This is a genomic window from Mycobacterium sp. pW045, from assembly GCF_041287085.1.
In the GTDB taxonomy this organism is placed as follows: Bacteria; Actinomycetota; Actinomycetes; order Mycobacteriales; family Mycobacteriaceae; genus Mycobacterium; species Mycobacterium algericum_A.
The window spans coordinates 1-17,129 of the sequence record NZ_JBGGKU010000012.1 but is presented as its reverse complement, the minus strand read 5'-3'; the positions used below and the strand labels follow the sequence as shown (position 1 = coordinate 17,129).

The 17,129-nt window shown below is 69.5% G+C and carries 14 protein-coding genes and 1 pseudogene; 6 read left to right on the top strand and 9 right to left on the bottom strand.

Annotated elements, in window-relative coordinates:
- Window positions 1-3: 3 nt before the first annotated feature.
- Window positions 4-1,215 (bottom strand): CoA transferase, encoded by a 1,212-nt coding sequence (locus ACAG20_RS18270; protein WP_370493586.1) that lies wholly within the window; start codon window positions 1,213-1,215, stop codon window positions 4-6.
- A 226-nt stretch (window positions 1,216-1,441) separates the two neighbouring features.
- Here ACAG20_RS18270 and ag85C point away from each other — a divergent pair, with 226 nt between their 5' ends.
- Window positions 1,442-2,434, top strand: a complete 993-nt coding sequence (ag85C, locus tag ACAG20_RS18265) for a diacylglycerol acyltransferase/mycolyltransferase Ag85C (protein ID WP_370493585.1) — start codon at window positions 1,442-1,444, stop codon at window positions 2,432-2,434.
- Window positions 2,435-2,519: 85 nt separating this feature from the next.
- Here the strand turns inward: ag85C and ACAG20_RS18260 are convergent, their stop codons facing one another.
- Both ACAG20_RS18260 and ACAG20_RS18255 read right to left on the bottom strand, forming a co-directional pair.
- A complete protein-coding gene (locus ACAG20_RS18260) occupies window positions 2,520-3,200 on the bottom strand; it encodes a YoaK family protein (protein WP_370493584.1) in 681 nt (226 codons plus the stop codon).
- A gap of 27 nt (window positions 3,201-3,227) precedes the next feature.
- Entirely contained in the window at window positions 3,228-4,280 is a 1,053-nt protein-coding gene (locus ACAG20_RS18255) for a S1C family serine protease (protein WP_370493583.1), read from the bottom strand.
- Between the two features lie 215 nt (window positions 4,281-4,495).
- Between ACAG20_RS18255 and ACAG20_RS18250 the strand changes: the two genes are divergently transcribed.
- From ACAG20_RS18250 to ACAG20_RS18240, 3 genes are read left to right on the top strand one after another with little or no spacing between them, the layout of a single operon-like run.
- Window positions 4,496-6,625: an elongation factor G-like protein EF-G2 gene (locus tag ACAG20_RS18250; RefSeq protein WP_112686033.1), complete on the top strand. Its 2,130-nt coding sequence runs from the start codon at window positions 4,496-4,498 to the stop codon at window positions 6,623-6,625.
- A 26-nt stretch (window positions 6,626-6,651) separates the two neighbouring features.
- Window positions 6,652-7,134 (top strand): hypothetical protein, encoded by a 483-nt coding sequence (locus tag ACAG20_RS18245; RefSeq protein WP_112686021.1) that lies wholly within the window; start codon window positions 6,652-6,654, stop codon window positions 7,132-7,134.
- A 39-nt stretch (window positions 7,135-7,173) separates the two neighbouring features.
- The gene (locus ACAG20_RS18240; RefSeq protein WP_370493582.1) at window positions 7,174-7,947 is read left to right on the top strand and encodes a L,D-transpeptidase family protein; all 774 of its coding nucleotides are present in this window, start codon (window positions 7,174-7,176) and stop codon (window positions 7,945-7,947) included.
- A 3-nt stretch (window positions 7,948-7,950) separates the two neighbouring features.
- On the opposite strand, the gene ACAG20_RS18235 is transcribed toward ACAG20_RS18240, so the two are convergent.
- The 4 genes from ACAG20_RS18235 to ACAG20_RS18220 all read right to left on the bottom strand — a co-directional run bounded on the left by ACAG20_RS18235 (window position 7,951) and on the right by ACAG20_RS18220 (window position 15,136).
- On the bottom strand, window positions 7,951-8,127 hold the full coding sequence (locus ACAG20_RS18235; RefSeq protein ID WP_165825010.1) for a hypothetical protein: 177 nt from the start codon (window positions 8,125-8,127) through the stop codon (window positions 7,951-7,953).
- Window positions 8,128-8,424: 297 nt separating this feature from the next.
- A complete protein-coding gene (gene car / locus ACAG20_RS18230; RefSeq protein WP_370493581.1) occupies window positions 8,425-11,967 on the bottom strand; it encodes a carboxylic acid reductase in 3,543 nt (1,180 codons plus the stop codon).
- A gap of 152 nt (window positions 11,968-12,119) precedes the next feature.
- Window positions 12,120-14,141: an acyltransferase family protein gene (locus tag ACAG20_RS18225; RefSeq protein WP_370493655.1), complete on the bottom strand. Its 2,022-nt coding sequence runs from the start codon at window positions 14,139-14,141 to the stop codon at window positions 12,120-12,122.
- Window positions 14,142-14,341: 200 nt separating this feature from the next.
- Window positions 14,342-15,136 (bottom strand): rhomboid family intramembrane serine protease, encoded by a 795-nt coding sequence (locus ACAG20_RS18220; RefSeq protein WP_370493580.1) that lies wholly within the window; start codon window positions 15,134-15,136, stop codon window positions 14,342-14,344.
- On the opposite strand from ACAG20_RS18220, the gene ACAG20_RS18215 reads away from it, so the two are divergent.
- The gene (locus tag ACAG20_RS18215) at window positions 15,135-15,815 is read left to right on the top strand and encodes a class I SAM-dependent methyltransferase (protein WP_370493579.1); all 681 of its coding nucleotides are present in this window, start codon (window positions 15,135-15,137) and stop codon (window positions 15,813-15,815) included. The two genes, ACAG20_RS18220 and ACAG20_RS18215, sit on opposite strands and share 2 nt — an antisense overlap.
- Before the next feature lie 43 nt (window positions 15,816-15,858).
- The gene (locus ACAG20_RS18210) at window positions 15,859-16,311 is read left to right on the top strand and encodes a hypothetical protein (RefSeq protein WP_370493578.1); all 453 of its coding nucleotides are present in this window, start codon (window positions 15,859-15,861) and stop codon (window positions 16,309-16,311) included.
- Between the two features lie 45 nt (window positions 16,312-16,356).
- Here the strand turns inward: ACAG20_RS18210 and ACAG20_RS18205 are convergent, their stop codons facing one another.
- A complete protein-coding gene (locus ACAG20_RS18205) occupies window positions 16,357-16,710 on the bottom strand; it encodes a DUF732 domain-containing protein (protein ID WP_370493577.1) in 354 nt (117 codons plus the stop codon).
- Window positions 16,707-17,129 (bottom strand): annotated as a pseudogene (locus ACAG20_RS18200) (hypothetical protein); the annotation flags it as partial. The gene ACAG20_RS18205 and the pseudogene ACAG20_RS18200, both read right to left, overlap by 4 nt.

The following is a 17,129-nucleotide window of genomic DNA, read 5'->3' as shown; positions in this document are numbered from 1 at the left end:
GATCTAATCCGTTGCCACCGTGCCATTTCGGCGCAGCAGCTCGATATCGTCGATGGTCATCCCCAGTTCGGTCAACAACTGTTCGGTGTCGGCACCCAAGGCCGGTGCCGCAACGGCCGGCGGGTGTACACCGTCCAGAGACGCCGGCAGCCCGGCCGCCAGATAGTCGCCGATCCGGGGCTGGTGCAGCGACCGGAACATCGCGTTATCGCCCAGCCGCTCGTCTGCGGCCACGTCGGCGAAGCTGCGGTAGCGGTCCCACAGCAGCGAGGTGCCGGCAAGGGCCGCCTCGATCTGCGCCCCCGTCCGCTCGGCGAACCAGCCGCTGAACAGTCCGGTGAGCACGTCGCGGTGACGGTAGCGCTGCCCTTCGTCGCCGAAGTCGACATCGCGCGCATCAGCCAGTGCGGCAATGACTTTCGTCGTTCCGGTTAACTCGGTCAAATCGCGGAAGTGCCGGTTGGTCAGCGTGACGATCATGAACGACACACCGTCACTGCCGGTGAAGGTCTGGCCGTAGCTGCCGTAGAGCGCGTTGCCGATGCGTTCCCGCCGCGCACCGTTGACCATCGCCTCGGTGAGGAAGCCGAGCGCACTGGCGGTTCCCAGCGCGACGTCTTCCAACGCCAGCCGGATCCGGCAGGGCTCACCGGTGCGGTCCCGGCGATGCAGCGCGGCGACCACCGCCAGCGCGCCGTGCAGCCCACAGGCGATGTCCCAGGCGGGCAGCACGTGGTTGATCGGTGCGCCGTAGTCCGCGGGCCCGGTCACCAGCGGAAAGCCGGTGGCCGCGTTGACGGTGTAGTCCACGGCGGTGGAGCCGTCGGCGCGGCCGAGCACCTCGAGATGGATCAGGTCGGCACGCTCGGCGACCAGCGTGTCGAAGGAAAGCCATTGCCGGCCGGCCATATTCGTCAGCACCACACCGCTTTCGGCGATCAGGCGCTGCACCAGGCGCTGCCCTTCTGGTGCTCGCAGGTCGGCGGCCATCGAACGCTTGCCCTTGTTCAGCCCGGTCCAGTAGATCGACGTGCCGTCCTCGGTGACCGGCCAGCGACGGTAGTCGGCCGCCCCGCCGACCGGATCGATCCGCACCACGTCGGCGCCGAGTTGGGCCAGCGTCATCCCGGCGAGCGGCACCGCCACGAAGCTGGCGATCTCGATGACGCGCACCCCGGCCAGCGGTCGCGGCGCTTCCGCGACAGTCGGGACCATTCCCTGCTCCTTGCGTCGATGATTACGTCGACTATATGCCTACCCCGGCAGCGGCTCCGGCGGGGAGCGAGTCCGCGCCGAATCTCAATCGTTGCCGAACCGCGATATGAAATCCCGTGGCGGCGAACAGGACACGACGGCGCATCGTGTTTGACTTCGTGCAGGAGGACAAAGCCACAAGCCTTCCGCAGCTTGCGGAACGAACCATTGGGATGGGAAACAGCTTATGAACAGCGTTGAGAAGTTGCGTCACGCGGCGGGCCGGGTGTCACGCCGGCTGTCGGTCGCGGCGGTGGGGGCCGCACTGCTGGGCGGGCTCGTCGGGGTCGTCGGCGGGTCGGGCGACGCGTCCGCGTTCTCCCGGCCGGGCCTGCCGGTGGAGTACCTGCAGGTGCCGTCGCCGTCGATGGGCCGTGACATCAAGGTGCAGTTCCAGCCGGGTGGCGCCCACGCGGTGTACCTGCTCGACGGGCTGCGGGCCCAGGACGACTACAACGGCTGGGACATCAACACCCCGGCGTTCGAGGAGTACTACCAGTCGGGCCTGTCGGTGATCATGCCGGTCGGCGGGCAGTCCAGCTTCTACTCCGACTGGTATCAGCCGTCGCAGGGCAACGGGCAGAACTACACCTACAAGTGGGAGACCTTCCTGACCCGGGAGCTGCCCACGTGGATGCAGGCCAACAAGAGCGTGTCGCCCAATGGCAACGCGGTGGTGGGATTGTCGATGGCGGGCGGTTCGGCGCTGATCCTGGCGGCGTACTACCCGCAGCAATTCCCCTACGCCGCTGCGCTTTCGGGCTTCCTCAACCCCTCTGAGGGCTGGTGGCCGACGTTGATCGGGTTGGCGATGAACGACGCCGGCGGCTATAACGCCAACAGCATGTGGGGTCCCTCGTCGGACCCGGCCTGGCGGCGGAACGACGCGATGGTGCAGATCCCGCGGCTGGTGGCCAACCGCACCCGCATCTGGGTCTACTGCGGTAACGGCACGCCGAGCGACCTGGGCGGCAACAACCTGCCCGCCAAGTTCCTGGAGAGCCTGACGCTGCGCACCAACCAGACGTTCCAGCAGAACTACCTGGCCGCCGGCGGCAACAACGGGGTGTTCAACTTCCCGGCCAACGGCACGCACGACTGGCCGTACTGGAACGAGCAGCTGGTCGCGATGAAGCCCGACATCCAGCGGGTGCTGGGAGTGGGAATCGACCCGACCTGATCGACCCATCCCGGGTACGCGAGACCGACGTTTTGCAGGAGCGGCCCTGCAAGACGTCGGTCTCGTCATTGGCGCAGGCCGGCCGTCAACTCCACACGTCGCGGCGGTCGACGTAGCGGTGGGTGTACCACATGGCCAGCACGCAGACCGCCGTGGCGATGCCCAGCATCCAGGTGCCGCCGGCGACCAGGCTGATGCAGCCACCGACGGCCGCGCCGGAGGTGTAGCCGGCAAGCAGCATGAAGTGGCCCAGCCAGTCAGCAATGCTGCCGCCGTTGAAATGGCGCTCGATGCCCTGGCCCAGTTTCACCACCGTGCCGGTGACATAGCTCAACGGGATCGACACCTCGCCGTCGCGGACGAAGGTGGTGTTGAGCGCGCCGACCCCGTACGCGACCAACAGGATCGGCAGCAGCGGCAGCGGCAGTGACGGCCCGCCCGCCACGGTCCAGTCCAGCAGGGTCGCGGCCAGTAGGGCGGCGGCCGTCAGCAGCAGCGCGCCGTGCGGCTGGTTGGGCCAGACCCGGCGGCGGAACACCGACGCGGTCAGCACGCCGCCCAGAAAGGAGAACAGCAGGGCCGCCGCAGAGATCGACAGCCACTCGTTGCCGTCGAAGACCCCCAGCACCGCACGCCCGGCGTTGCCGGTCATGAAGGTGACGAAGTAGCCCTCCGAATGGGTGTACGCCGTCGCCGCCAGCACCCCGGCCAGGGCAGCAAGCACCCAGGACAGCTTGGTTTCACTGTCGTAGTGCCGGCGTATCACGCGAGCCTGGAACTAATGCGGTCTACCTCAGCCGACCGGACCCGGCACCAAGGTGATGGTGGCGCTGTGCTCGCTGCCCGTCGGGGTGCGCCAGCTCAAGGTGATGGTGTCGCCCGGGTGGCGCTGGTCGAGTACGTCGGTCAGGTCGGTGGCCGAGTTGACCGGCCGGCCGTTGACCGAGGTGATGACGTCATCCCTGGCGATACCGCTCTCGGCAGCCGGGGTGCCCTCGAGCACCTGGGCGACCCGCGCCCCACCGTTGTTGTCCACCACGCCGACACCCATGAACGCGGTCTCACCGATGTGGACGGTGGGTGAGGAGATGCCGGAGCGAATCTGATTGGCGATGGCCATCGCCTGGTTGATCGGGATCGCGTACCCTTCACCGCCGGGCTGGGCGAACTTGTAGTTGTCCGACGCCGCGGTGTTCATCCCGATCACCTGGCCGGCCGCGTTCACCATCGGACCGCCAGAATCCCCGGGGCGGATCGCGGTGTCGGCCTTGATCATGTTCGTCAGTGTCTCGGTGCTGCCGGTGAGTTCGTCGAGGGCCGAGACGGTCTGGTTCAAGCCGATGACCTTGCCGGGCACCGCGCTCGGCGTGCCACCCTGGCCGCCGGCGTTGCCCATCGCGACCACCGGGTCGCCGACCGCGACCTTGGACGAGTCGCCGATGTTGGCCGTCGGCAGGCCGGAGGCGCCGCGCAGCTGCAGCACCGCCACGTCATGGCTGCGGTCGAACCCGAGCACGTCGACGTCGTAGCTCTGCCCGTTGCCGACCGAAACCACAGTGAGACTGGTGGCCCCGGCGATGACGTGGTTGTTGGTGAGCACGATGCCGTTGGGATCCAGCACGATCCCGGTTCCGGCGCCGACCGCGCTCTGATACCCCATCTGCGCGTCGATGTTGACCACCGCGGGACCGACCTGCGCGACCATCGCCGACGGGTCGAGCGGCGGCTTGGGCAGCGTCGGCGCCGCCTGGACCGGCACTGCACCAAGGCCGAGGCCGGCTGTGCTGATCACAGCCGCTGTGACGCTGAACAGCCACCACCTGAGCGGGCGATGCGGTCCTCTCATCGGCGTTACCTCCTGCGGTCGGTCACGATTCGAGTGCCGAAATCCGGCACATCCCAGCACCTCTCCGACGTGGATCCGTGAGAGAAACACCGCAAGCTTACCGGAACCGTCGGCGCGGACCGCAAAAGGTGGCGGTCAGCTGGCCAAACACCGAGCTGTCGGAGGGGTTGTGCTCAGCCTCCGTTGCAGGAAGGCTGAGCGTGCAGGAGGACGCCATGGCAGACAAGACCGGGACCTCAAGGGGCGCTGCTGCCGCCCCCACCGCGGCCAGTCCGGCCGCCATCCGCAATGTCGTGCTGGTCGGTCCGCCGGGCTCCGGCAAGACCACCCTCGTCGAGGCGATGCTGGTCGCGGCCGGGGTGTTGCCGCGAGCCGGTTCCGTCGGCGACGGCAGCACGGTCTGCGACTACGACGACGCCGAGATCCGCCAGCAGCGTTCGGTTGGGGTGGCGTGCGCATCGCTGTCGCACGACGGGGTCAAGGTCAACCTGATCGACACGCCCGGTTACGCCGATTTCCTCGGGGAACTACGGGCGGGGTTGCGGGCCGCCGACGCTGCGCTGTTCGTCGTGGCGGCCAACGAGGACATCGATGAGGCCGCCAATGTGCTGTGGCAGGAATGCCACCAGCTCGCCATGCCGCGGGCAGTGGTGGTGACCAAGCTGGACCATGCCCGGGCGGACTACCCGGGCACCGTGGCGGCCGCCCGGACGGCCTTCGGTGAGCAGGTGCTGCCGCTGTACCTGCCGGATCCCACCGCCCCCGGCGCCGGCCTGACCGGGCTGCTGGCGGCGGAGCGCTGCGAGGCGCCCGACACCGAGCGACAACGCGGCGAACTGATCGAGGCGATCATCGAGGAGTCCGAGGACGAGTCGCTGCTGGACCGCTACCTGGGCGGGGAGCCGACCGACGGGGCGGTTCTCACCAAAGACCTGGAGCGGGCCCTGGAACAGGTGCTGGCGCGCGGTTCGTTGTTTCCGGTCATCCCGGTCTGCAGCGCCACCGCCGTCGGCGTTGCCGAACTGCTCGAGGTCATCACCGCTGAATTCCCCGGGCCGCCCGAGCACCTGCTCCCGGAGGTGTTCACCCCCGACGGTGTGGCGCGCCGCGGGCTCAGCTGTGACCCGGCCGGACCGCTGCTGGCCGAGGTGGTCCGCACGACGTCGGATCCCTACGTCGGGCGGGTCAGCCTGGTGCGGGTGTTCTCCGGAACCATCAAGCCCGACAGCGGGATCCATGTCAGCGGACACTGCACCGGGTTCTTCGGCGACGGCAGCGGCCATGCCGACCACGACGAGGACGACCGGATCGGGGCGCTGGCGTTTCCACTCGGCAGACAACAGCGGCCGGCCGCGGCGGTGATGGCCGGCGACATCTGCACGGTGGGGCGGCTCAGCCACGCCGAGACCGGGGACACGCTGTCGGACAAGGCCGAACCGCTGGTCTGCAAACCGTGGTCGATGCCCGACCCACTGCTGCCGGTCGCGGTCGTCCCGCACGCCAAGACCGACGAGGACAAGCTGGCGGTTGGGCTGGCGCGGCTGGCGGCCGAGGACCCGGGGCTGCGGATCGAGCGGAACCCGGAAACCCATCAGACCGTGCTGTGGTGCCTGGGCGAAGCGCACTCGGGCATCGTGCTCGACGCGCTGACCCACTGGGTGTCGGTGGACACCGTCGCGCTGCGGATCGCGCTACGGGAGACGTTCGTCAGCAGGGCCAACGGGCACGGCCGCCATGTCAAGCAGTCCGGCGGGCACGGCCAGTACGCGGTCTGCCACATCGAAGTCGAGCCGGTGGCCCAAGGTTCCGGTTTCGAGTTCGTCGACCGGGTGGTGGGCGGGGCGGTCCCCCGCCAGTTCATCCCCAGCGTGGAGAAGGGCGTCCGCGCGCAGCTGGAGCGTGGGCTCACCGGTGGAGCCGGAGCCGGCTACCCGGTGGTCGACATCCGGGTGACCCTGCTCGACGGCAAAGCCCACAGCGTCGACTCGTCCGACTTCGCGTTCCAGATGGCGGGCGCCGCCGCACTGCGCGACGCCGCGGCCGCCGGCGGGGTGCGGTTGCTCGAGCCGATCGACGACGTCACGGTGCTGGTTCCCGACGAACTGGTCGGTGCGGTGATGGGCGATCTGTCGTCTCGCCGCGCCCGGGTGGTCGGCACCGATAAAGTCGGTGCGGACCGCACGCTGGTGAAAGCCGAGGTACCGCAGGCCGAGCTGATCCGGTACGTGGTCGAGCTGCGTTCGCTGACGCACGGCGCCGGTTCGTTCACCCGGCGCTTCGCCCGGTATGAGCCGCTGCCGGAGTCCTCGGCGTCCGTGGCCGCGTACGCCGGCAGCAGCGCGTAACCCGCGCGACACCGAAAGGACTGTTGATGACGACGATCGCCGGGCTGCCCGCGCACATCCTGCTGCTGCATTTCGTGGTGGCGCTGGTGCCGCTGACCGCGGTGCTGCTCATCCTGTGCGCACTGTGGCCGGCGGCACGCCGGCGGCTGGTCTGGCTGGTGGCGGTGCTGGCCGCCCTCACGCTGCTGGTCACGCCGGCGACGGTCACCGCCGGCGAGTGGCTGGCCGACACCGGCAAGATCGGCGAATCGCCCGACCTCGACCGCCACATGACCGCCGGCGGGTACGGCCTCTATATGGCGCTTGGCCTGGCCCTGGCGGCAGCCCTGCTGGCCGGCCTGCACGTGGCGCTGTCCCGCGGCGGCACGGTGACGCCGGTGGTGCGGTTGACGATCGTCGCGACCGTGATCGCCCTGGCCGGCGGGTCGATGTTCGCGATCCACACCATCGGCGAATCCGGGAGCAAGGCTGCCTGGGGCAGCCTTTTGGCGCCGGCGGAAGACGGCTAAATCTGCGCCGCACCCGCTGCGCTTGGCACAATGGAAGCCATGTACAGGGTGAGGCGGGGAATTTTGGCGATGGCGGGGTCGGTGGCCCTAGTGATGGGGGCGTCCACCGGCATCGGTCAGGCGGCGCAGGCAGTGCAGCCGACGCCGGGTTTCGCCGTCGCGGCGATCGAACCGGCGGCCGGTTCGGTGGTGGGGGTGGCCTACCCGGTGATCGTGACGTTCACCGGGCCGGTGGGCGACCGGGCGGGCGCCGAGCGTGGCATCCACATCGCGGTGACCGGAAAGACGGCATCGGGCATGCCTTCCGGGCATTTCGAATGGGTCAGCGACGATGTCGTGCACTGGGTTCCGGACGGGTATTGGTCACCGCACAGCAAGATCGAGGTCGACGCCCACGGCATGTCGACGGGCTTCGAGACCGGTGACGCGGTACTGGGGCTCGCCGACATCTCCGATCACACCTTCACCGTCAGCGTCAACGGCGACACGCTGCGGGTGATGGCGGCATCGATGGGTAAACCCAAGCGCCCCACCCCGATCGGATCGTTCACCGCACTGTCCAAAGAGCGCACCGTCAAGTTCGACTCGCGCACCATCGGCATCCCGCTCAACGACCCGGAGGGCTACCTGATCAATGGCGAGTACGGCGTGCGGGTCACCTGGTCCGGCGTCTACGTCCACTCCGCACCGTGGTCGGTCGGGTCGCAGGGCTACTCCAACGTCAGCCACGGCTGCATCAATCTGAGTCCCGACGACGCCGCGTGGTACTTCAACACGGTGCGACTGGGCGACCCGATCGTGGTGCAGGCCTAGCGTTCAGCAGGCGCCCAGGACTGCGGTCGGCATGTGCGCCACGTACCGCTCGGCGCGCTGCTGCGGACCCGCCTCCGACCGCGCGCCCAGGTGGCGCAGCCGACCGATCATGCGGCGGCCCGCCCGGCGCACGCCGGAGTCGTTGTTGGTCGAGATACGCTGTGTGACAACAAAGTTCATGATTATTCTCCTGCCGTGATGCCCGCCGAGTCGAGTCGGCGGAACTCGCGGATCAGGCCGCGGCAAAGACGCCGGGGCCGGTGAGGGACAGATCGGTCATCGAACTCGGATACGGTCCGTCACTGGAACTCACTTCGCCCCTCACCTCCTTCCGGCCGAGACACGCGGGGATGTCGTTGGGCTCCATGGTCCCATCGAAATGCCTGGTCGTCAAACAATGCGGCGACCATCGAGCCGCCCGCACAAGCGCGGTGGCGGACCGTAATTGGCCCGCCACCGCGTTGATGTCGACCTGGGTCAGAGCAGCCCGAGCAGCTCCAGGTCGGTGATGTACTTGACGATCACCGCCGGTGTCACATGCGGAATATCCTGCGTTGCACCGATTTTCGCCTCCTGTACCGCGGCCCGGAACTTGTGGGTGGGTGCGATCGACCCGCAGATGGCAGGCTGCGGCTTCTGGTAGTTGTGCAGCAGCGGCAACAGCGACGCCTGACGTTGCCGCTCGGGCAGCGCACGCAGGGTGGTCTCGAACCGCTGCAGCCAGTCGCCGTAGTCGTCGATCCGTTCGATCGGGTGGCCGGCGTCGATCAGCCAATCGACGAACTCGTCCATGCCGACGCCGTCGTCGTGGGGGTTCATCACGTGGTAGGTGGCGAACCCGGCGTCAGCCACGCCCGCCGAGCCGGCACCCAGCGTGGTGGACGCCTCGGCGATGAACTCCACCGGCAGCCCGTCGTAGTGAGCGCGCTGCCGGTTGCCGTCGGCGTCCAGCTCGTAGAACGACGTGGGTGCCACCCCTGCGGCAACCAGGCTGAACATCATCCGGGTGAACATGTCCGGCAGGTTGAGCTGACCGGCATAGCTGGTGTCGGCCAGGATCATGTCGCAGCGGAACACTGCGACCGGCAGGCCGCACAGGTCGTGGGCTTCGCGCAGCAACACCTCGCCGGCCCATTTGCTGTTGCCGTAGCCGTTGGCGTAGCCGTCGTTGATCGCCCGCAGCGGGCTCATCTCCCGTACGTCGGCGTCCTCGGTGAAGCGGCCCAACGGGATCTGGTCGCCGACACCGATGGTGGAGAAGTAGGTGAACGGCTTGATCTTTCCGGTGAGCGCGACCCGGATCAGCTCGGCGGTGCCGACCACGTTCGGGCCGAACAGCTCGCTGTAGGGCAGCACGTGGTTCACCAGCGCGGCCGGGTCGACGATCACATCGACGGTGTCGGCCAGGCGTTGCCAGACTTGTTGGTCCAGCCCGAGGTTCGCCTCCCCCTTGTCGCCGGCGATGACCTCGAGGTGCCCGCCGGCCAGCTCGGTGTAGCGGGCCAACAGTTTCGCGTCCCCGCTGTCGAAGGTGGCGTCGAGCCGGGCCCGAGCGTCGGCGTCGGAACGCGCCCGCACCAGGCAGATCAGCTTGCCGTCCACCGGGGCCAGTCGCTCCAGCCACTCCAGCGCCAGGTAGCGGCCCAAGAAGCCGGTCGCGCCGGTGAGCAGCACGGTGCGCACCTGCCCGGATGGAGCGGGAAGTGTGGGCGCCGCGGCCAGGGTGGCCTCGTCGAGGAACTTGTCCAGGGTCAGGTCGCCAGCGGCCACCTCGACGGCGTCTCGGCCGTGCACGGAGGCGAAACTAGGCCGCCTGGAACCGGTCTGAGCGGCCCGGCGCTCGGTCTCCACATAGTCTGCGATGGCCGCGAGATCGGTTGCCGGGCTGACGATCACGCCGACCGGCACATCGACGTCGAAGATGTCGCGAAGCAGGTTGCCGAAGGTCAGCGCCGACAGCGAGTCCCCACCCAGGTCGGTGAAGTGGGCGTCGGGGTGGAGGTCGGCGGCCGATGCGCCGAGCAGGGCGGCCGCGGCGCGGCCGACGGTCTCCAGCGCGGGGCGCTGCGCGCCATGCCGGAGCAGCTCGCTCAGTTCGTTGGCCTGCCCCTCGGCCAGCTCGGCGTAGCGCTGTTCGAGACGATCGCCGTAGTGCGCCTTGAGTTTCGGCCAGGCCAGCTTGCGAATACCCGTCAGCAGCCCGTTCTCGAGACTGAATGGTTCGGTCTCCACGATGAAATCGCGCGGCACCTCGTATGACTGCAGGCCGGCGTCGCGGGCCACCTGCTGCAGTGACTCGGCGATCGCCGACTTCAGTTCGGTGGCGGAATCGAAACGCGCCAATGCGTCATCGGTCGGCACCACGACCGCCAGCAGGTAGGGCTGCGCACTGTTGCCGTAGACGTAGATCTGGCGCACCAGCGGGCTGTTGCCGAACTCGGCCTCCAGCTTGGCCAGCGTGACGAACTCACCCTGGGCGAGCTTGAGGACGTTGTTGCGCCGGTCGACGTAGACCAGGTGGTCCGGGCCGATCTCGGCGACGACGTCGCCGGTGCGGTAGTAGCCGTCGGCGTCGAAAACCTCCGCGGTGATCTCCGGGCGCTTGTAATAGCCGGGGAACAGGTTCTCGGTCTTGAGCAGCAGTTCGCCGCGGGGGTGCGGCTTGTCGGTGCCGAAGTAGCCCAGTTCGGGCACGTCGACCAGCTTGTAGTCGAGCACCGGTGGCCGTTGCACGACGCCGTCGAAGAGCACCATGCCCGCCTCGGTCGATCCGTAGCCGTTGAGCACGTGCAGCCCGGTGAGTTCGGAGACCCAGGAATGCAATTCGGCGGAGATCGGCGCCGAGCCGGTCATCGCGAAGATGCAACGCCCGCCGAGCAGGTCGCGGCGCATCTCGGCGAGCAGCTGCGCTTCGGCGGCGGCGCGGTCGGCGCCGGTGATCCCGTTGACCTCACTTTGGAAGTGCTGGTAGAGCATCTCCCAGATCCGCGGGACGAAGTTGAGTTCGGTGGGCCGGACCAGCGCGAGGTCCTCGAGCAAGGTGGACAGGTCGCTGCGCGCACTGAAGTAGGCGGTGCCGCCGTTGCCGAGCGTGCCGTAGAGGATGCCGCGGCCCATGATGTGGCTCATCGGCATGAAGTTCAGCGTGATCGAGGCGGCGGTCGGGCCGAACCAGTTCCTGGCCGAGCGCACCCACATCCGAGCAACGTTGCTCTGCGGGTACATCGCGCCCTTGGGGGCGCCGGTGCTGCCGGAGGTATAGACCAGCAGAGCCAACGGGTCGGTGTCCTGGCCGGTGTCGTGGGCCGGCGGGTCCGCCGGGGACAGCGTCCGGCCGCGCGCCATCAGCTCGGCCAGCGGCTCGACGACGACCTCGGCGCCGGCCAGCTTTGCCCGGGCGTCGGCCAGCGCGTCACGGTGGTCATCGACCTGCTCGTGGTAGTCGAAGACCACCAGGCGGGTGGGGGCCGGGCCGCTGCGCACCAGCTCGACCGCGTCGGCCAGCGAGTCGATGCTGGCGGCGATCACGCGCGGCTGGGTCTCGGCCACGATGGGGGTCAGGGTGCTCACCGCCGCGGAGGTCTGCAGCGGTACGGCGACCGCCTGGATCTGGCCCAGCGCCATGTCGATGACGGTGTAGTCGACGCTGGTGAAACCCAGCACCGCCACCCGGTCACCGGGGCGGACGGCGGCGGCGGTCAGGGCGGCACTCAGGGCGCGGATCCGTTCGGCCAGCTCGCCGTAGCTGAGGGTGTCGTAGCGGGGCTGCAATTGCGCGACGGTGCGTCCGGTCGCCGGATCGGTGACGAAGTCGACGGCACGCTGGCCCAGCGCGGGCCGGTCGGCGTAGCCGGCCAGCGCGGTCTGCACGAGCTGCGGCAGTGCCAGGCCGGGCTTGGCGATGGCGTCGGCGACGGCCGGGTCGGGTTGCGCGGCGGCGAACTGGGGGTCGGCGGCGGCCAGCTCGGCGGCCAGGCGGGCCTGCCGATCCTCGTTGACGGACAGATCAGTAAGCGTCATGTGGAACCTCTAATGGGATATCTCGAGAAGTGTTTTTCGAAGGCGCAACGCTGCGCTGATAGATACAATGTTAGCAAAACTAATTTAATTCCGTATCGGGTGCCGATGTGAGAACTCCCTCAGCACCGGGTTCCGAGTGGCCCGGCACACGATCAGCTGATCGACTCCTCCAGCCACGGCAGCAGCCACTTCACCCCTTCGGGGGTCAGGTGAATCCCGTCGCTGCGCACCTTGATGCCGTCCACCTTGGCGGTGTAGGTGCCGCCCGGCCCCAGTTTCTTGTTCAGATCCACCACCGTCACGGCGTCGCGCCCGGCGACCACCCGCCGCAACAGCGCGTTCCAGCGGTCGACTCGCTTCGGGTCGTCTTCCGGCCACAGGCTGCCGTCGGCCCGCTCGCCGTAGCGGCTGTAGGGCACCGTCGTCACCACCACCCGGCTGCCGGCGGACTCCAGCACGTCGAGCGCGCGGCGCCATTCCGCGGTCAGGTAGGCGTCGAACGTCGGGTCACCGATGTGGGTCCACTGCCCCTCGTTGACACGGTCGACCGTCTCCCAGCGGCCCGCGATCAGCAACACCACGTCGGGGCGGTCGGCCTTGACCTGCCGCGCCCACCGGGCCGGCCAACCGTCACAGTCCGGGCCCTGCTCGATGATCTTGCCGGCCCAGCGATAGGGCCCGGCACGCACGATGCTGCAGCCGACGACAGTGTGGTCGATGAAGTCATAACCCGGCGTGGCCGGCAGGTAGTGCATCAGCGTCCAGCCGATCGAGTCGCCGAACACCGAGACGGTGCGCGGCCGGTTGGGGTCGTGGCGCACCGGATGCGGCCGGGGCTTTCCGGATTCCGAACGCGGGCTCGGCGGCGACGGCGACACCGCGGCGGCCGCCGCCACATCGGGGGTCAGTCCGGTCTGCGCGGCGGGCCGCTCGACGACCGGGACCACGAACACCGTCAGCGCCACCGCGGTGGCGCTGACCGCCGCCCCGAGCGGCAGCATCGACACCTGCGCCGGCCGCCAGCGGCGGATCGGTTCCTCGATGGCCCACCACGACACCGCGGCCAGCAGCAGCGTGGCGGCGCACCGCACGGCGAACAGCGCCCAACCCGACCAGCCGGTGCGCTCGCCGTTGAGCACCAGAAAGACCGGCCAGTGCCACAGGTACACGCCGTAGGAGATGGTCCCCAGCCACACCAGCGGAGCCCAGGCCAGTGCGCGGCCCACCGGCCCACTCTGGTGCAGCGCGACCGGCGCGATCACCGCGATCGCCGCCACGGCCACCAGGGTCAGCAGGCCGCCCTGAAACTCCGCGGCGCTGCCGGTGGCGCGGTGCGCCGCCGTCGCCAGCACGGCCAGCCCGGCCAGCGGGAGCAACCGGGCGGCCCAACGTGCCCGGCCGGTACGCACCACCGACCAGCCCGCGGTCAGCGCGGGCCAGTCCCCCACCAGCAGCGCCGCCGCCGCCGCGCCGATCAGCAGCGCCTGCGCGCGGGTGTCGGTACCGAAGTAGACGCGGTCACGGGTGGCGTCCGAGGCCAACATCTCGGCCGCCGCCGCCGAGACCGCCGCGCCGGCGCTGGCCAGCAGAAAGACGGTCAGCCGCACCCCGCCGACGGTGGGCAGCCGACCGCGGCGCCGGGCGCGCAGGCCCAGCAGCAGGGCGACCGCGATCAGCAGCAGCGGCCAGAGGAAGTAGTACTGCTCCTCGACGCCCAGCGACCAGGTGTGCTGCAGCGGCGACGGGGTGCCCGCCTCGGTGAAGTAGTCGGTCTGCTGGGCGACGAACCGCCAGTTGGCCACCCAGAAGAACGCGGCGATCGCGTCCTCCCGTAGGCCCACCACCGCGTCGGACGGCAGCAGTTCGTGCGCGATCGCCACGGTCAGCACCATCAGCACCAGGGCGGGCAACAGCCGGCGGCCGCGGCGGATCCAGAAGCCGGTGAGGTCGATGCGCCCGGTCCGGTGAAGCTCGTCGATCAGCAGCGAGGTGATCAAAAATCCGCTCAGCACGAAGAACAGGTCGACGCCGATGAACCCGCCCGACACTCCCGGGATGCCGCCGTGATCGGCCAGCACCAACGCGACGGCGATCGCGCGCAGGCCGTCGAGGGCGTGAATCCCCGGTCGTCGCCGCTCCCGCCGCACCCGGTCCGCGGCGCGACCAGTGGTCAGCCGGGCGGCACGCGGAGCCGGCGCGACCCAGCGGGTTCTGCCCGAGGTGCGCACGGAGGTGGCCCGGCGAGTCCGGCTCCCGACCGGTCGACTTATCTCCTGTTGGTCGCTGGTGGCGACGATTGGTCGATCCTCTCGCTGGTGGACCACCGAAAGCTTAGGGGGCGACCGACCTTCCTACCCCGGCGACACGCTCGGTGTCAGGAGACCAATTCGGCAGTGCGCCACCAGATCAGCGCAACGAACAGCACCAGTAGCGCAACGCTGACCGCGAGTTGGATCTGGTTGCGGCGCGGCGCGGCGGGATAGACGTAGGCAGCCGCGACCAGCAGTCCGGTGACCAGACCGCCGACATGGCCCTGCCAGCTGATCTGCGGGATGGTGAACGTGAAGACCAGGTTGATCACGATGATCGCCGCCACCCAGCCGATGTCCATCTGCAGTCGCCGGCCGACGATCAGCGTCGCCCCGAACAAGCCGAAGATGGCGCCGGAGGCCCCGGCGGTGGCGGTGTTCAGCGGTGCCAGCAGATAGACCGTGACCGAACCACCCAGCGCGCTGAGCAGATACAGCGCACTGAATCGGGACCGGCCGAGCAGCCCTTCCAGCGCCGGGCCCACCACATACAGCGCCCACATGTTCAGCAACAGGTGCATCGCCCCGTAGTGCAGGAACGCCGACGTCAGCAGCCGGTAGAGCTGGCCGTCGGCCACGGCCGGCGACCAGAGCACCAGCTCGGAATCCAGCTGGCGGGACGACATCTGCCCGATGAACGCCAGCACGTTCAACGCGATCAGCCCGTAGCTGATCACCGGAGTCGTCGAGGCGGCCCGCACCATCGGGCGCGACCGGCGTGGCGCGGCCCCCTGCTGCGCGCAATCCACGCAGTGCTGCCCCACGGCGGCGCCGCGCATGCAGTCACCGCAGATGTAACGCCCACAGCGGGTGCAGCGCAGTGCGGTGGCCCGGTCGGGGTGCCGGTAGCAGACGGTCATGGATACACCTTCTCAAAGCCCTGGCGGTAGGTTTCATGCCGTGGCACCTCCCGCTCCACGCCGAGCATTCAATGACGTCGTCACCCGGTTCTGGAGCCTTGCCGCTCCGGCCTATGACACCCGCTTCCTGCAACGCTGGGTCTATCGTCCCGCCCAGGACGAGCTGATCGCCGTGCTGCGCTCTCATCGGCCCGCCCGGGTCGCCGACGTCGCCTGCGGCACCGGCATCCTCGCCGACCGCATCGAACGCGAACTGCAACCCGAGGCCGTCTACGGGGTGGATATGTCCGCCGGGATGCTCGACGAGGCCCGGGCGCGGTCACCGCGGGTGCAGTGGCTGACCGGCCCGGCCGAACAGCTGCCGTTCGAGGACGGGACGCTCGACGCAGTCGTCACCAGTTCGGCGTTTCACTTCTTCAACCAGCCGGCCGCGGTGCGGGAGTTCCACCGGGTACTGGCGCCGGGCGGGATGGCAGCGGTCACCGCGATGAGCCCCCGGCTGCCCGATCCGCTCCAGCTGGCCGGGATCCGGTGGAACCCGTCACGTCAGCCCACGCCCAGTGAGATGCGCACGCTGTTCACCGACGCCGGATTCTCCGTGGCCGACCAGCACCGGGTGGCGCGACCGGCCTGGACGCTGCTGGTGTCGGACCTGATCACCGTCGGCGTCAAGCCGTAACACCGGCGGCATCAGGCCGGACACGCCGGTACCCTCGCCTGGTATGAGACCGATGAGGCTGGCAGCGGCGGCGGTCATGCTGGCGGCATGCGGCGCAGCCACCGCTGTCGCGGGGGCCGAGCCGACTCCGGCGCCCGCCCCCGCACCCGCGCCGAAGCAGGTGATCGACACCGACGGCACCTTCACCGTCGGAAAGGACATTGCGCCGGGCACCTACCGCTCCGACGGGCCGCGCGAGGGAAACGCCTGCTACTGGCGCCGAAACAGCGGCGACAAGATTGTCGACAGCGCGATGACCAAGAAACCGCAGGTGGTGCTGATCGAGCCCAGCGACACCACCTTCCGGACCGACCGCTGCGCGCCCTGGCAACTGACCGAATGCCCGCCCACCTGTGCCCCGGCGCCGCAGCAGTCGGCGGGACTGCCCGACGTGCTGAAGGGCTTCGTGCCGCAGCAACGGCCGGCCGCTCCCTCGCCCGCTCCGAGCGGGGGTTAGCCGCGCGCGCGTCGCGGTATTCCGGCTCGGCCGGCTCGCCGGGCTTCACTTGGTGACGAGCTGGTGCGGGCAGTAGGCGTTCGCCGCAATGGCAGCAAACTGCGCCGCGCCGTCGGTGGTGAACCCGGGATTGGTGGCCTTCAGGTCGGAGATCACCTGCAGGCCCGGTTCGCCGCGGTCCACCAGCCCGCAGACCGCGCGGGCGGCGTCGATGGCCTGACCGGGGTTGCTATAGGTGATACCGGCCGCCCGCAGCGACTCCAGGAAGGCCGCGTTGGGCACGGCGCCGGCCGCGGCGTCGGGGTCGAGCTGGACGCCCGGTGCCGGGTCGGGGACTGCCGGAGCCGCGCCGGCAACGGCGAGGCCGACAGCAACGCCGAGCGCCAGCAGCGGCTTCACGGCAGCGCCGTCGCCGTGGCGGATCCGGCGGCACCGGCGTCCCGGGCGGATTTTTTCAGGTGCACCGCGTGGAAGCCGGGCTTCTTGGCCAGTTCCTCGAGCAGGTCGTCCAAGCCCGCCTCGTCGATCTGCCAGTGCTGCACCGCATCCTTCTGGTTCTGCAACTGGGCCAGCACACGGTCGAGTTGGACCGGGGCGGTGCCCTTGCCGCCGTTGCCGCCCTTGCCGCCGCCGGACCCGCCGCGGATATTGGCGCCGTTGATCAGCTGCGAGCCCGGAGCCCCCAGCGCGCCGCCCGTCAGCGCGCCCAACGCCGCCGGGTTGAGCAGGCCGGCCGCCGGCGCCGCGGCGGCGCCGGGCATGGGCGGTGCGGCCGGCAGTGCAGTGGCCGCCAACCGGATCGCCGGGGTGGCGGTCGC

Coding starts and splice junctions, on each gene's coding strand:
- ACAG20_RS18270 (WP_370493586.1), bottom strand. CDS start 1,215: ATGGTCCCGACTGTCGCGGAAGCGCCGCGACCGCTGGCCGGGGTGCGC.
- ag85C (WP_370493585.1), top strand. CDS start 1,442: ATGAACAGCGTTGAGAAGTTGCGTCACGCGGCGGGCCGGGTGTCACGC.
- ACAG20_RS18255 (WP_370493583.1), bottom strand. CDS start 4,280: ATGAGAGGACCGCATCGCCCGCTCAGGTGGTGGCTGTTCAGCGTCACA.
- ACAG20_RS18250 (WP_112686033.1), top strand. CDS start 4,496: ATGGCAGACAAGACCGGGACCTCAAGGGGCGCTGCTGCCGCCCCCACC.
- ACAG20_RS18245 (WP_112686021.1), top strand. CDS start 6,652: ATGACGACGATCGCCGGGCTGCCCGCGCACATCCTGCTGCTGCATTTC.
- ACAG20_RS18240 (WP_370493582.1), top strand. CDS start 7,174: ATGTACAGGGTGAGGCGGGGAATTTTGGCGATGGCGGGGTCGGTGGCC.
- ACAG20_RS18235 (WP_165825010.1), bottom strand. CDS start 8,127: ATGAACTTTGTTGTCACACAGCGTATCTCGACCAACAACGACTCCGGC.
- car (WP_370493581.1), bottom strand. CDS start 11,967: ATGACGCTTACTGATCTGTCCGTCAACGAGGATCGGCAGGCCCGCCTG.
- ACAG20_RS18215 (WP_370493579.1), top strand. CDS start 15,135: ATGGATACACCTTCTCAAAGCCCTGGCGGTAGGTTTCATGCCGTGGCA.
- ACAG20_RS18220 (WP_370493580.1), bottom strand. CDS start 15,136: ATGACCGTCTGCTACCGGCACCCCGACCGGGCCACCGCACTGCGCTGC.
- ACAG20_RS18210 (WP_370493578.1), top strand. CDS start 15,859: ATGAGACCGATGAGGCTGGCAGCGGCGGCGGTCATGCTGGCGGCATGC.